This is a genomic window from Variovorax guangxiensis (assembly GCF_003952165.1).
In the GTDB taxonomy this organism is placed as follows: Bacteria; Pseudomonadota; Gammaproteobacteria; order Burkholderiales; family Burkholderiaceae_C; genus Variovorax; species Variovorax guangxiensis.
Map to the genome: position 1 here is coordinate 16,551 of NZ_RXFT01000016.1, position 13,435 is coordinate 29,985.

A 13,435-nucleotide genomic window follows, 5' to 3' on the forward strand; every position below is an offset into this window, starting at 1 on the left:
TCACGGCCCTGTGCCCCTTTGCGCGCGCCATCCATTGCGCGCACCCGGCGCCGGTCCAGCTTCAAGGAATCAACACAGAATGAACAACAGCCCTACCACCTATCACGACGGCATCGAGCTGCCGATCGCCTCGCCGCAGGAGCGCAACCGCGTCCTGCGCAATACCTACTGGCTGCTCGCGCTGTCGATGCTGCCGACCGTGCTCGGCGCCTGGATTGGCGTCTCCACCGGCTTCTCGCGCGCCATGTCGCCGGGCATCGGCCTGATGGTCTTCCTCGGCGGCGCCTTCGGCTTCATGTACGCCATCGAGAAGACGAAGGAGTCGGCCGCCGGCGTGCCGGTGCTGCTGGCCTTCACCTTCTTCATGGGCCTGATGCTGTCGCGCCTGGTCGGCACCGTGCTCGGCCTGGCCAATGGCGCCAGCCTGGTGATGACGGCCTTCGCCGGCACCGGCGCGATCTTCTTCGGCATGGCCACGCTGTCGTCGGTCATCAAGCGCGACCTGTCGGCCATGGGCAAGTGGCTCTTCATCGGCGCCATCCTGCTGCTGGTGGCGGGCATCGCCAACTTCTTCATCAAGTCGAGCGCGCTGATGATGACGCTGTCGGTCCTGGCCATCGGCATCTTCTCGGCCTTCATCCTGCACGACCTCAAGCGCGTGAAGGACGGACTGGAGACCAACTACATCTCCGCCACGCTGGGTGTGTATCTCAGCATCTACAACGTCTTCCAGTCGCTGCTGGCCCTGCTGGGCATCGCCGGCGGCCGGGACGAGTGATTCCCCACGAAGGAAGAAAAGGAAGGAACATCCCATGCGTCTCACCACCAAAGGCCGCTTCGCGGTCACCGCGATGATCGACATCGCCCTTCATGGGCGTTCGGGCCCCGTCACGCTGGCTTCGATCAGCCTGCGCCAGCGCGTGTCGCTGTCGTACCTGGAGCTGCTGTTCGGCAAGCTGCGCCGCGCCAGCCTGGTCGAATCGACCCGCGGCCCGGGCGGCGGGTATTCGCTCAGCCGCAAGGCGGCCGAGATTTCCGTGGCCGACATCGTCCTCTCGATCGAGGACCACGATGCCGAAACCACCCGCCAGCGCGATGCCGACGCGCCGGGCGAGGCCGGCCGCTGCGAGATCGACGAACTCTGGGCCACCGTGAATCTGCGGGCGGTCGAGTTCCTCAAGTCGATCTCGCTGCAGAGCCTGGTCGACGAGCAGAAGGCCAAGGGCGTGCAGGCCGCCGCGCGGACCGAGATCCGTCGTTCGCCGGCTGGCCAGCCCGCCACGCGCAAGCCCTTCGTCGTCGACGCGCCGAACTCGGTGTTCGCGCTGGGACGGCGACAGCAAAGCGCCAGCTAGCTCCGAGCCAGCCAGCCCGCCCGGCCCATGCGGCAGGGCCCGTTGCCACGGATCGAGGTGGCGGCGGGCTCTCGCCCGCATGGGCTTTTTTCGTTGGTTTCCCCCAAGGAAGCCTCAGGAACCCTTCATGTTGCGACGCAACACGGCAGGCAGAATGCACCACAACAGTGCAAACCAATACAGACGCGCGACCCGGGCGATCCCGGCTCGCGCCGCAGCGCGTTTCCGGACGGCCATGAATTTCAAGCTTCTGCTTCTACCCCTTTCCCTGCTCGTGCTCGCCGCGTGCGGCGCCCGGCAGGCCCCTCAAACCGAGACCGCGCCGCCCGAAGTCGGCGTGATGGCGATGCACGCGGGCGATGTGCCCGTGCACACCGAGCTTTCGGGCCGCACGGCCGCGTTCCGCGTGTCCGAGGTGCGCCCGCAGGTCAACGGCATCGTGCGCAAGCGCCTGTTCGAGGAAGGCAGCATGGTCCGCGCGGGCCAGGTGCTGTACGAGATCGAGCCCGGCCCCTTCGAAGCGGCGCACGAGCAGGCGCAGGCCGCGCTCGCGACCGCGCAGGCCGGTATCGCGAGCCTGCGCGGCAAGGCCGAGCGATTCGGCGAACTGGTGAAGGCCAATGCCGTGAGCAGGCAGGAGCACGAGGAGGCGCAGGCCGCGCTCATGCAGGCGCAGGCCGGCGTGAAGGCCGCGCAGGCTGCCCTGAAGGCGGCGCGCATCAACCTCGAATTCACGCGCATCGAGGCGCCCATCTCGGGCCGCATCGGCCGCTCCAGCGTGACCGAGGGCGCGCTGGTGGCGCCGGGCCAGGCCACAGCGCTGGCGACGATCCAGCGCATCGACCCGATCTATGTCGACGTGGTGCAGTCCAGCCTCGAACTCACGCGGCTCAAGCGCCGCTTCATCTCGGGCGACATGGCGCCTGCGAGCACGCGCGTGAGCCTGCGCATGGAAGACGGCCTGCCCTACCCGCACGCCGGCACGCTGAAGTTCACGGAAGTGGCGGTCGACGCCGCGACCGGCTCGGTCACGCTGCGCGCGGAGTTTCCGAACCCGCAGGGGCTGCTGCTGCCCGGCATGTACGTGCGCGCGCAGGTCGAGGCCGGCGTCGAACGGCAGGCCGTGCTCGCGCCGCAGCGCGGCGTGGCGCGCAACGACAAGGGCGAGCCGACCGCACTGGTGGTGGGCAAGGACGACAAGGTCGAACTGCGCGCGCTCGAAGTGCGCGGCGCCTCGGGCGACCAGTGGATCGTGACCGGCGGCCTGCGCGAAGGCGACCGGCTCGTGGTCGACGGCCTGCAGCGCGCGCACCCGGGCGACAAGGTGAAGCCGGTGCCGGTATCGGCGGCGCCGACGCCCGCCTCGGCCGACTGAAGAAAAGACAACACCCGTGATAGCCAACTTCTTCATCCAGCGGCCCGTGTTCGCATGGGTCATCGCCATCCTGATCATGCTGGCCGGCGGCGTGGCCATCCGCACGCTGCCGGTCTCGCAGTACCCGGACATCGCGCCGCCCACCGTCGTGGTCTCGGCCAACTACCCCGGCGCCTCGGCGCAGGCGGTGGAGAACAGCGTCACGCAGGTGCTCGAGCAGCAGCTCAAGGGCATCGACGGCCTGCTGTACTTCAAGTCGACGAGCAGCTCGGCCGGCTGGGCCGACATCGCCGTCACCTTCCGCCAGGGCATCAACCCCGACACCGCCCAGGTGCAGGTGCAGAACAAGGTCAGCCAGGCCACCAGCCGCCTGCCGCAGGCGGTGCAGCAGCAGGGTGTGACGGTTGCGAAGTCGCAGAACAACTTCCTGCTGATCGTGGCCCTCTACGACGAGACCGACCGCCGCACCGACACCGACGTTGCCGACTGGATGGCGAGCAACCTGCGCGATCCCATCAGCCGCGTCGACGGCGTGGGCTCGGTGCAGGCCTTCGGCGCTTCGTACGCGATGCGCATCTGGCTCGATCCGCACCGGCTCGCGAGCTACCAGCTGATGCCCTCTGACGTGACCGCCGCCATCACCGCGCAGAACACGCAGGTGTCGGTCGGCGAGATCGGCGCGCGGCCCTCGCCCGCGAAGCAGCAGCTCACCGCCACCGTGACTGCCCTCTCGCGGCTGCAGACGCCCGAGCAGTTCCGCGACATCGTGCTGAAGACGCAGGCCGACGGCGCCGTGGTGCGCCTGGGCGACGTGGCGCGCGTGGAGATGGGCAGCGAGTCGTATGCCGAGACCACGCGCCTGAACGGCCACCCCGCCGCCGGCGCCGCGGTCATGCTGGCGCCCGGCGCCAACGCGCTGACCACCGCCAGCGCGGTGAAGGCTCGCATCGCCGAGATGGAGCCCTCGCTGCCCGCCGGCCTGCGCGTGGCCTACGCCGAGGACACGACGCGCTTCGTGAAGATTTCGATCAGGTCGGTCATCAAGACGCTGCTGGAGGCCATCGCGCTGGTGGTGGTCGTCATGTACCTGTTCCTGCAGAACTGGCGCGCCACGGTCATCCCGGCCATCACCGTGCCGGTGGTGCTGCTGGGCACCTTCGGCGTGCTCGCGGCCTTCGGCTATTCGATCAACGTGCTCACGCTCTTCGGCATGGTGCTGGCCATCGGCCTGCTGGTGGACGACGCCATCGTGGTGGTGGAGAACGTCGAGCGCGTGATGCACGAGGAAGGGCTGGACCCGAAGGCCGCCACCATCAAGTCGATGCAGGAAATCACCGGCGCGCTGGTGGGCATCGCGGTGGTGGTTTCGGCGGTGTTCCTGCCGATGGCCTTCTTCGGCGGCTCCGTGGGCGTGATCTACCGGCAGTTCTCGGTGACCATCATCGCGTCGATGGCGCTGTCGGTGGTGGTGGCCATCGTGCTGATCCCTGCGCTGTGCGCGCGCTTCCTGCGTGCGAGCGATGCGCCGCGCACGCGCGGTTTTCTGGGCGCATTCAACCGCCGCTTCGACGCCGCGCAGGGCCGCTACGTGGGCCTGCTGGGCCGCATCCTGCGCAAGCCGCTGCGCTTCGCGGCCGTGTACGCGGCCATCGTGGCCGGCATGGGCCTGCTGTACCTCGGCCTGCCCGGCGGCTTCCTGCCCGAGGAAGACCAGGGCAGCGTGATGGTGCAGCTCACGCTGCCGGCGGGCTCCACCATCGGCCGCACCGATGCGGTGAACCGCATGGTCGAGAAGCACTTCCTCGAAACCGAGAAGGACACGACCGACACCATCTTCACGCTCTCGGGCTGGAGCTATGGCGGCTCGGGGCAGAACATGGGCATGGCCTTCGTCTCGCTCAAGGACTGGTCCGAGCGCGGCCATGCCGACCAGCGCGCCCAGGCCATCGTCGAGCGTGCCGGCACAGCGCTGGGCAGGCAGCAGCGCGACGCCGAGGTCTACGGCATGGTGCCGCCGCCCATCGAGGGGCTGGGGCAGTCGAACGGCTTCGAGTTCTGGCTGCAGGACACCTCGGGCATGGGCGCGCAGAAGCTGGTGCAGGCGCGCGAGTCATTGCTGCGCGACGCGGGCAAGGACACGCGGCTGCAGTCGGTGCGCGCCAACAGCGTGGCCGGTACGCCGCAGCTGCAGATCGACATCGACCAGCTCAAGGCCTCGGCCCTGCGGCTGTCGCTGGACGACGTGAACACCACGCTGGGCATCGCCTGGGGCGGCAGCTACGTCAACGACTTCATCGACCGCGGCCGCGTCAAGCGCGTGTACGTGCAGGCCGACGCACCCTACCGCTCCGATCCGGACGACATCCGGCAGTGGTTCGTGCGCGGCGCCACCGGCGCGATGACGCCGTTCTCGGCCTTCGCCACCACGCGCTGGTCGCAGGGCGCGCCGCAGCTGGAGCGCTACAACGGCCTGCCGGCGGTGCAGATCCAGGGCGCGGCCGCGCACGGCACGAGCTCGGGCACGGCGATGGCGGCGGTGGAAACCATCGCGAAGAAGCAGCGCGGCACCGGCCATGCGTGGAGCGGGCTCTCGTACCAGGAGCGACTGTCGGGCGGACAGGCGCCGCTGCTGTTCGCGCTGTCGATCCTCGTGGTGTTCCTGTGCCTGGCGGCGCTGTACGAAAGCTGGTCGGTGCCGTTCTCGGTGATGCTGGTGATTCCGCTGGGCGTGCTCGGCGCGGTGATCGCGGCGGCTCTGCGGGGCCTCTCGAACGACATCTACTTCCAGGTCGGCCTGCTCGCGACCATCGGGCTGTCGGCGAAGAACGCGATCCTGATCATCGAGTTCGCCGAAGCCGCGCTGCGCCGGGGCATACCGCTGCTCGACGCGGTGGCCGAAGGCGCGCGCCTGCGGCTGCGGCCGATCCTGATGACCTCGCTGGCCTTCCTGGCCGGCGTGGTGCCGCTGGCGCTGGCCACCGGCGCGGGCTCGGCCAGCCAGATCGCCATCGGCACCGGCGTGTTCGGCGGCGTGCTGGCCGCGACGGCGCTCGGGATCTTCTTCGTGCCGCTGTTCTATCTGCTGGTGAAGCGGGCTGCGGGCAGGTTCTTCAGGCGCAGCAGCGGGGTCGCGGCAACGCCTTGAGCGAAGCCAGGAGACTTCTCAGCTCTTTCTGGCGACCGGCGCCTGCCTCGGCAGCCCCGGCAAAGTCCATCCGAAGGTCATGCCCGCCGCCGAGACCAGGATGGCTGCCGCGCCCACCAGCTGCAGCATGCCCAGCCGCTGGCCGAAGACGACATGGTCGACGCCGATCGCGACCAGCGGATAGATGAACGACAACGCCCCCGCCACCGGCGTCGACAGCTTCTGCAGCGCGCCGTACAGCAGCACGAACACCAGCCCCGTGTAGACAACGCCCATCGTCAGGTGCACGCCCCAGGTGGCCGCGTCGGTGGGCAGCGCCTTCAGGTTCGCGAAGGGGGCGAGCATCACGATGCCCACGCACACCTGTATCAGCGCGATGAGGTGCGGCGCGATGCCGTCGAGCTTCTTCGCGACGAAGGCGGCAACCGCGTAGCAGAAGGCCGCACCCAGCGCCATGAGCACGCCGACGAAATACGTGGAACCATCGGCGCCGCCGCCCGGCTTGGCCTGCGCCACCAGCACCACGCCGGCGAACGCGATGCACAGCCAGATCGCCTTCATCGCGGTGAGCCGCTCCGACAGCAGCAACGCAACCAGCGTCACCAGCATGAAGGGCTGCGTGTTGTAGACCGCCGTGGCGATCGAGATCGATGCGCGCGAGAAGGACGCGAAGATCAGCACCCAGTTGACCACCAGGGCCACGCCACCGAATGCGGCCAGCGCGAACTTGCGCGGCGCGAGGCCCCGCTGGAGCAGACCCAGCGCAAGGCACACGACCAGCAGCGTCACCGCGCCGAACACGCAGCGCCAGAACAGCAGGTCGAACAGGGGCTGGTCGAAGCGCACCACGAACCAGCCGATGGTTCCCGAGATCGCCATGGCCGCGCTCATCTCGAGCGCGCCGCGAAGCTGGGTCTGCATGTCCGTCCGTTGTCGCCGCTGTTCAGGGGAAACAAGAGTGCCATGGATCGTGTCGCATGGATATGCTGCGAAGAAGGAGAAAGCCCCTGATGGCCTTCGAAAAGAAGGTATCCATGCCATTGCACCGGAGAACAGAAAAATGCTCGACGCAACCGACGAAGCCATCGTGCTGGCCCTCTCGGGCAATGCGCGCATGTCGCTGAAGGAACTGGCCCGTCACGTGGGGCTGTCGTCGCCCAGCGTGTCGGAGCGGCTGCGCCGGCTCGAGGAGCGCGACGTGATCCGCGGCTACACGCTCGAGCTGAACCCGAAGGCGCTGGGCTACCAGTTCCAGGCCATCGTGCGCATCCGGCCGCTGCCGGGGCAGCTGAAGGCGGTGCAGGAACTGATCGCGGGCACGCCCGAGTTCTGCGAGTGCGACAAGGTCACGGGAGAAGACTGCTTCGTCGCGCGGCTCCATCTGCAGTCGCTCGAGCAGCTCGACGGCATCCTCGACCGCATCGCGGCCAGGGCGGAGACCAACACCTCCATCGTGAAGGCCCAGACGATCCCGAGGCGGCTGCCGCCCTTCGCGGCGCGGTGAGGCGCCGCAGCCGATCGGCGGCGCCTTCCGGTGGGTTATGTCCTGTTTTTGCATAGATGCGCACCATCGCCACGCGATGCGCCCTTCCAGAATCGATCGGCCGTGAGAGGCACGGCGCACGACGTCCATCCACAAGACCAAGGAGACACATGCCCATGATCACTTCCCGCCGCGGCCTGCTGGCCGGTTCCGCCGCCATGGCCACCGGTGCCATCGCCGGCTGTGCACTGCCCGCCGGGGCCGGCCGCTCGGCCGCCACGCCGTTCGACGTCGCATCGTCGACCATTCCGATCGTCGGCAGCGACCAGGTCTTCCCGGTGCGGCGCATCTACTGCATCGGCCGAAACTACGAGGCGCACGCGCGCGAGATGGGCTCGGACCCGAGCCGCGAGCCGCCCTTCTTCTTCCAGAAGCCCGCCGATGCGATCCAGGTGGTGACGCCGGGCGTGGTGGCCGACCATCCCTACCCCACGCTCACGAAGAACTACCACTACGAGGTCGAGCTGGTGGTGGCACTGGGCAAGGGCGGACGCAACATCGCGACGAGCGAGGCGCTCGACCACGTGTACGGCTACTCGCTGGGCCTGGACATGACGCGCCGCGACCTGCAGCGCGAGATGGGCGACCAGAAGAAGCCCTGGGAGATCGGCAAGAGCTTCGACCACTCGGCGCCCGTCGGGCCGATCCACCCGGTGGCGAAGGTTGGGCACTTCAGCGACGGCGCGATCTGGCTCAAAGTGAACGGACAGACGAAGCAGAACGCCACGCTCAGGCACATGATCTGGTCGGTGGCCGAGCAGATCAGCCGGCTGTCGCAGGCCTTCGAGCTGAAGCCGGGCGACATCATCTACTCGGGCACGCCGGAGAACGTCGGGCCGGTGGTGCGCGGCGACCTGATCCAGATCCACATCGACCGGCTGCCGGAGTTGTCGGTGAGGATCGTCTGAGGAAGGCGCCAAGGGTACCGGGGGCTGGGTCGGGACACCATTTTTTCTACGAGATTGGTGTCGATCATCGGGGCTCACGCGAACACCGAGCCACCATGTCCCAGCAACAGCAGCAGACCCCGCAAGCCACCTACATCGACGACCTGCACGCCCCGCAGGTGTTCGCGGACGAAGTCTCGGGCTACTGGGTCAACGCGGGCTGCGTGCACATCACCTTCGACGCCAGCCGCGTCGACCACAGCTCCGACCGGTGCCCGGTGCACCGGGCCGCGGTGCTGCGCGTGACGCTGCCGATACCCATCGCGCAGGTGCTGGCGGTCAGCCTGTACGACTTCCTCAAGCAGCGCGGGCTGGCGCCGTCGCCGGGCAACGGACACTGAACCGCGGAGGACAGACCGCACCCGTCGAAGGGTCAAGCTCCAATATTCCTACGAGATTCACGGCGAAAATGAGATTCATTCTTATCTACAGAGTGAGTCAACGTTGAACCCCGGACGCAAGAAATCCGCCGCCAGAGCCTCGGCCCCTTCCTTCCCCTCCTCCCTCTCTCCCTCTTCTTCTCCCTCCCCGATTTCATTCCGGCGCAGCCCGTTCGGCCCGCCCGCGCGCGCCACGCTGCTGGTGCTGTGGGCCGCCACGCTGGTCGGGCGCACGCACGCGCAGGAGGCGGCTGCCTCCGCCTCGCTGCCGACGGTGACCGTCACAGCCGAATCGCAGGACGGCACGCAGCAGCATCTGGGTGCCAAGGTGAGCAGCGGCGCGCTCGGTGCGCGCTCGCAGCTGGAAACGCCTTTCTCCACCAGCGTGGTCCGAGGCGAGGACATGGCCGAGCGCCAGGTGTCGAAGCTCGGTGACGTGTTCGCGCTCGACGCGTCGGTATCGGACAACAGCGGCGCCTACAGCGCCTGGGCCAGCTACATCACGGTGCGCGGCCTGCCGCTGGACTGGCAGAACGGCTACCGCATCAACGGCCAGCCTTTCCTCAGCTACGCCATCACCTTGCCCTACGAACACTTCGAGCAGATCGAGCTGCTCAAGGGCTCGTCGGGCTTCATGTACGGCTTCGGCGCGCCGGGCGGCATCGTCAACTACGTGACGAAGAAGCCGACCGACCAGCCGGTGCGCAGCATCGAGGTCGGCTACAAGACCGCAGGCATCTGGAGCGAGCACGTCGACCTCGGCGGGCGCTTCGGCACCGACAACCGCTTCGGCTACCGGCTCAACGCCACGCACGAGGAAGGCAAGACCTACAACGACGGCAACGTGCGCCGCAACTCGGTGTCGCTCGGCCTCGACGCGAAGCTCACCGACAAGCTCACCTGGACCTTCGACACGCTCTACCAGAAGCGCAACACCTCCGGCCAGACGCCCTCGATCTACCTCGGCAGCTACACCGGCACGCAGCTGCCCTCCACCATCAGCGCCAGCGACCAACGCCTGGTGGGCCCGGGCCAGCACCTGAATACCGACTTCAGGCTCTATTCGACCGGCCTGCAGTACCAGCTCGCGCCCGACTGGACATTGAGCACCAGCTACAGCCACAGCAGCGCCACCCGCAGCCGCAACGAAGGCATCGCCTACCTGCAAGACGCCGGCGGCGGCTATGACGACTACCGCTCCGACAGCGCCGAGGGCCACCGCTTCAACCAGTGGCAGGCGATGGTCAACGGCAAGCTGCGCACCGGCGACTTCGAGCACCGGATCACGCTGGGCACCTCGTGGCAGAAGCAGGTCAACTACTACAGCAGCAACGCCGTCTACCAGCTGATCGGCACCGGCAGCATCTTCGGCCAGAACACCAACAGCTACGCCACCTCCACCGACTTCAGGACCTACCGCAACAGCGACATCACGCAGCGCGCGCTGTTCGCGAGCGACACGCTGAAGCTGTCCGACAGGTGGTCGGTGCTGGCCGGCCTGCGCAGCACCACCTACGAACAGATCGGCTACGACACCACCGGCGCGCGGAACTCCAGCTACCGCAAGAGCGGCGTGATCACCCCCACGCTCGCGCTGATGTACAAGCCCGCGCCCGACACCACGCTGTACACCAGCTATGCCGAATCGCTGGAACCCGGCAGCACGGTAAGCACCATGTACGCCAACAACGGCCAGCTGCTCAATCCGCTGAAGAGCAAGCAGTACGAACTGGGCGTGAAGACCGAGCACGACCGCTGGAGCGCCACGGCCGCGCTGTTCCGCATCGAGCGCGGCGCCGAGTACGCCAACAGCTCCAACGTGCTGGTGCAGGACGGCCAGTCGATCTACCAGGGCCTGGAAGTCGGCGCCTCCACCTGGCTGGGTTCGCAATGGCAGATCGGCGGCAACCTGATGCTGCTCGACAGCTCGTACGAGCGCGGCAGCAGCTACATCGGCAACCGCGTGGCGGGCGCGCCGAAGCTGGTGGCGACGGCGCAGGTGTCTTACCTCGTGCCGCAGGTGCCGGGCCTCAAGCTCTCGGCCGACATGAAGTACACGGGCAACACCATGCTCAACGCATCGAACCAGCTGAACCTGCCGGGCTATACCGTCGCCAACATCGGCGCGAGCTACACGACGCGCATAGCGGGCCACAGCACGACCTTCCGCGCCGCGATCAACAACGTGACGAACCGCCGCTACTGGGAATACCAGTACGACAACTACATCAAGCCCGGCGATCCGCGCACCTTCAGCCTGAGCGCCAAGATCGATTTCTAGCGCGCAGGATGGCCGCACCGCGGCCCAGCGCAGCGCGGCCATCCAATTTTTCTCCCGCTTTGGAATTCACGATACGGGTCATGAACAGTCCCCGGTATCGCAACCCCCACAGCGCCTCGCGCGAGTCCCTCGCGGCACTGCGCGCCTTCCGCCTCGACGGCCTGCCGGCATTGGCGCATGCGCAGGGCGTCCCTCCGGAGTTCACCATGCGGGCCCGATGGGACGGCAGGACGCAGTCTTCTTCCATTGCCACGGCGCGTTCCCGCAGGTCCTCCTGGCTGCCGCGCATCGCGGGCCTGCTGGCCTTCGGTGCGCTGGCCTTCGGCATCTTCTCGGCCGGCAGCGACACCTGCACGCGTCGCGAACCTGCCGCGGGCGGCAGCTACAGCCGATCGACCCTCGCACCGATCACCGCGAGCGACACCGCAAGCACCAGCCCGCGCGACGGCAGCTGCAAGCGCAGCCCAGGCGGCTTCGGGCAATCGAAGACGGCCCCCTGAGGCGCATCGGCCGCGGCGACGCAGCGCCGGGCCAGGAGCGCGATGCGCGGGCCGCTCGAGAACTGGAACATCGCGAGCGGCGCGGGGCCGCAGACGGCCAGCGCGATCCGGGTGCGCCAGCCCTACAGCCTCAAGGACAGCAGTTTCATCGATCACTTCCCCTGAACAGCGGCTCATCCGGCACAGCAGGAATGCTCGGCCACAAAGTCGGAGAAACCTCGGATCGCATGCGCGCTCGCGCGCACACAAACCCCAACGCATCAGCCAGATTTCTCCCAATTTGCGTGTTCGACTCGGCGTCCAGGAAGTTTCCGAATGCTTCCGGAACACGAGGAGAAGAACCACCATGACGCGGCTGCAGAAGAAGCCTCGAGAGGAGCGCCGTGCGCGGGCGCGCGGCTTCACATTGATCGAGGTGATGGTCACCGTGGCGATCGTGGCGATCCTGGCGGCCATCGCCCTGCCCTCCTACACCGACTACGTCCGGCGTGGTCGCATCCCGGAGGCGACTTCCAATCTCTCCGCCGGCAACGCAAAGATGGAGCAATGGTTCCAGGATGCCAAGAGCTACTACGCCACCGGTTCCACCAGCGCATGCGGCGTGACCATCTCGAACACCAACCTGAAGTACTTCACGCTCACCTGCACGCCAAGTTCGTCCACGAGCTACACCATCACCGCCACCGGCACGTCTTCCATGGCCGGCTTCGTCTACACCATCGACCAAGATGGCACGCGCACGTCCACCATCACCGGCGTATCGGGATGGACCGCGTCCTCGACAAGCTGCTGGATCACCAACAGGGGCGGGAGCTGCTGATGCGCAGGCGGTCGCCTTCAGCGCAGGGATTCGGCCTGATCGAGCTGATGGTGGGCATCACGATCCTGGCAGTGCTGACCATGCTGGCCGCGCCCTGGTTCGGCGACTGGACGCGCAACACCCGCCTGCTCAGCGCGGCCGAGTCGCTGCGCTCCGATCTGCAGATGGCCAGGGCGGAAGCCGTTCGCCGCAACACCGGCACGCGCCTGCAGTTCGTCAGCTCGCTGGACGCCAGCTGCGCGCTGAGCACCAGTGTCGCGCTCTGGGTGACGAACGCCGGCCTCTCGCAGACGCCCGCCGGCGCTTGCGGCAACGCCTTGAGCGCCACCACCACGCCATACCTGATCGGAAAGAGCCCGGTCGAGCCCAGCAAGAGTTCGGACCTCGTGCTCACCGCAACGCGCAGCACAGTGGGCTTCGACGCGCTGGGCCGCCAGTCCGCCACGACCAACCCGACCACATCCGTCATCGCGCTGACGGTGCAGCTGACCAGCGCCAGCGGCACCTGCGTCGCCTCCGGTGGCTCGGTGCGCTGCCTGAACGTGATCGTCTCGCCCGGTGGTGATGCCCGCATCTGCGACCCCTCGCGCAGCAGCAGCACCGACCCCATGACCTGCTGACCATGCCCCGCCAACACTCTTCCTCATCCGCCGCCGGCGGCTTCACCCTCATCGAGGCAATGGCCGCATTGCTCATCTTCGCGATCGGCCTGCTCGGCATCACGGGCCTCTATGCCAACGCGGCACGCACCGCGACGGGTGCCGAGTTCCGCACGACCGCCGCGATGCTCGCCAGCGACCTGATCGGCCGCATGTGGATGAGCGACCGCACGGCCGCCACCCTCCAGGCCAGCTACGGGAGCACGGCTGCCGGTACGGGCTACACGAGCTGGAAGGCGGCCGTCGACAAGTCGAACCTGCCGGGCGTCAGCAGCCTGCCGCCGACCGTCACCTTCAGCACGGTCGCTGGCGGCGGCGGTTCCGCCGTCAGCAGCAGCCTGGCCACCATCACCATCTACTGGAAGGGCCCGGGCGACAGCAGCGCGCACCAGTACGTGGCCATGGCCCAGATGAAGCCGTGAGAAGCTCC

At 67.8% G+C, this 13,435-nt stretch carries 14 protein-coding genes; 13 read left to right on the forward strand and 1 reads right to left on the reverse strand.

All coding sequences use genetic code 11. From position 1 onward, the window contains the following. Positions 1-79: 79 nt before the first annotated feature. From EJP67_RS27800 to EJP67_RS27815, 4 genes are all read left to right on the forward strand, one after another. Complete coding sequence (locus tag EJP67_RS27800; protein WP_126024971.1) at positions 80-778, forward strand: Bax inhibitor-1/YccA family protein; 699 nt, start codon at positions 80-82, stop codon at positions 776-778. Between the two features lie 34 nt (positions 779-812). Then, a complete protein-coding gene (locus EJP67_RS27805) occupies positions 813-1,355 on the forward strand; it encodes an Rrf2 family transcriptional regulator (RefSeq protein WP_126024972.1) in 543 nt (180 codons plus the stop codon). A gap of 235 nt (positions 1,356-1,590) precedes the next feature. Continuing rightward, entirely contained in the window at positions 1,591-2,730 is a 1,140-nt protein-coding gene (locus EJP67_RS27810; protein WP_126024973.1) for an efflux RND transporter periplasmic adaptor subunit, read from the forward strand. 19 nt (positions 2,731-2,749) lie between these two features. Next, complete coding sequence (locus tag EJP67_RS27815; RefSeq protein WP_165909718.1) at positions 2,750-5,875, forward strand: efflux RND transporter permease subunit; 3,126 nt, start codon at positions 2,750-2,752, stop codon at positions 5,873-5,875. 18 nt (positions 5,876-5,893) lie between these two features. Here EJP67_RS27815 and EJP67_RS27820 read toward each other — a convergent pair whose 3' ends face one another. Then, positions 5,894-6,796, reverse strand: coding sequence for a DMT family transporter (locus EJP67_RS27820; protein ID WP_126024975.1), 903 nt, complete (start codon positions 6,794-6,796; stop codon positions 5,894-5,896). A gap of 139 nt (positions 6,797-6,935) precedes the next feature. Between EJP67_RS27820 and EJP67_RS27825 the strand changes: the two genes are divergently transcribed. The 9 genes from EJP67_RS27825 (at position 6,936) to pilV (ending at position 13,427) form a co-directional block, all read left to right on the forward strand. Further along, positions 6,936-7,379, forward strand: a complete 444-nt coding sequence (locus EJP67_RS27825; protein WP_126024976.1) for an Lrp/AsnC family transcriptional regulator — start codon at positions 6,936-6,938, stop codon at positions 7,377-7,379. A gap of 155 nt (positions 7,380-7,534) precedes the next feature. After that, a complete protein-coding gene (locus EJP67_RS27830; RefSeq protein ID WP_126024977.1) occupies positions 7,535-8,326 on the forward strand; it encodes a fumarylacetoacetate hydrolase family protein in 792 nt (263 codons plus the stop codon). Positions 8,327-8,421: 95 nt separating this feature from the next. After that, a complete protein-coding gene (locus tag EJP67_RS27835; protein WP_126024978.1) occupies positions 8,422-8,706 on the forward strand; it encodes a hypothetical protein in 285 nt (94 codons plus the stop codon). 235 nt (positions 8,707-8,941) lie between these two features. Then, positions 8,942-11,026 carry a TonB-dependent siderophore receptor gene (locus EJP67_RS27840; RefSeq protein ID WP_420824285.1) on the forward strand — a complete coding sequence of 695 codons (2,085 nt, stop codon included), beginning with the start codon at positions 8,942-8,944 and terminating at the stop codon, positions 11,024-11,026. An 80-nt stretch (positions 11,027-11,106) separates the two neighbouring features. Further along, positions 11,107-11,526 (forward strand): hypothetical protein, encoded by a 420-nt coding sequence (locus EJP67_RS27845; protein WP_126024979.1) that lies wholly within the window; start codon positions 11,107-11,109, stop codon positions 11,524-11,526. A 42-nt stretch (positions 11,527-11,568) separates the two neighbouring features. Then, on the forward strand, positions 11,569-11,691 hold the full coding sequence (locus EJP67_RS34155; RefSeq protein WP_276312269.1) for a hypothetical protein: 123 nt from the start codon (positions 11,569-11,571) through the stop codon (positions 11,689-11,691). A gap of 181 nt (positions 11,692-11,872) precedes the next feature. Continuing rightward, on the forward strand, positions 11,873-12,346 hold the full coding sequence (locus EJP67_RS27850; protein ID WP_126024980.1) for a type IV pilin protein: 474 nt from the start codon (positions 11,873-11,875) through the stop codon (positions 12,344-12,346). Beyond that, complete coding sequence (locus tag EJP67_RS27855) at positions 12,292-12,966, forward strand: GspH/FimT family pseudopilin (RefSeq protein WP_126024981.1); 675 nt, start codon at positions 12,292-12,294, stop codon at positions 12,964-12,966. The genes EJP67_RS27850 and EJP67_RS27855 overlap by 55 nt, the downstream gene beginning before the upstream one ends. Positions 12,967-12,968: 2 nt before the next feature. Next, positions 12,969-13,427, forward strand: coding sequence for a type IV pilus modification protein PilV (gene pilV, locus EJP67_RS27860; RefSeq protein WP_126024982.1), 459 nt, complete (start codon positions 12,969-12,971; stop codon positions 13,425-13,427). The last annotated feature ends 8 nt before the right edge of the window (positions 13,428-13,435 follow it).

Coding starts and splice junctions, on each gene's coding strand:
- EJP67_RS27800 (WP_126024971.1), top strand. CDS start 80: ATGAACAACAGCCCTACCACCTATCACGACGGCATCGAGCTGCCGATC.
- EJP67_RS27805 (WP_126024972.1), top strand. CDS start 813: ATGCGTCTCACCACCAAAGGCCGCTTCGCGGTCACCGCGATGATCGAC.
- EJP67_RS27810 (WP_126024973.1), top strand. CDS start 1,591: ATGAATTTCAAGCTTCTGCTTCTACCCCTTTCCCTGCTCGTGCTCGCC.
- EJP67_RS27820 (WP_126024975.1), bottom strand. CDS start 6,796: ATGCAGACCCAGCTTCGCGGCGCGCTCGAGATGAGCGCGGCCATGGCG.
- EJP67_RS27825 (WP_126024976.1), top strand. CDS start 6,936: ATGCTCGACGCAACCGACGAAGCCATCGTGCTGGCCCTCTCGGGCAAT.
- EJP67_RS27830 (WP_126024977.1), top strand. CDS start 7,535: ATGATCACTTCCCGCCGCGGCCTGCTGGCCGGTTCCGCCGCCATGGCC.
- EJP67_RS27835 (WP_126024978.1), top strand. CDS start 8,422: ATGTCCCAGCAACAGCAGCAGACCCCGCAAGCCACCTACATCGACGAC.
- EJP67_RS27845 (WP_126024979.1), top strand. CDS start 11,107: ATGAACAGTCCCCGGTATCGCAACCCCCACAGCGCCTCGCGCGAGTCC.
- EJP67_RS34155 (WP_276312269.1), top strand. CDS start 11,569: ATGCGCGGGCCGCTCGAGAACTGGAACATCGCGAGCGGCGCGGGGCCG.
- EJP67_RS27850 (WP_126024980.1), top strand. CDS start 11,873: ATGACGCGGCTGCAGAAGAAGCCTCGAGAGGAGCGCCGTGCGCGGGCG.
- EJP67_RS27855 (WP_126024981.1), top strand. CDS start 12,292: ATGGACCGCGTCCTCGACAAGCTGCTGGATCACCAACAGGGGCGGGAG.
- pilV (WP_126024982.1), top strand. CDS start 12,969: ATGCCCCGCCAACACTCTTCCTCATCCGCCGCCGGCGGCTTCACCCTC.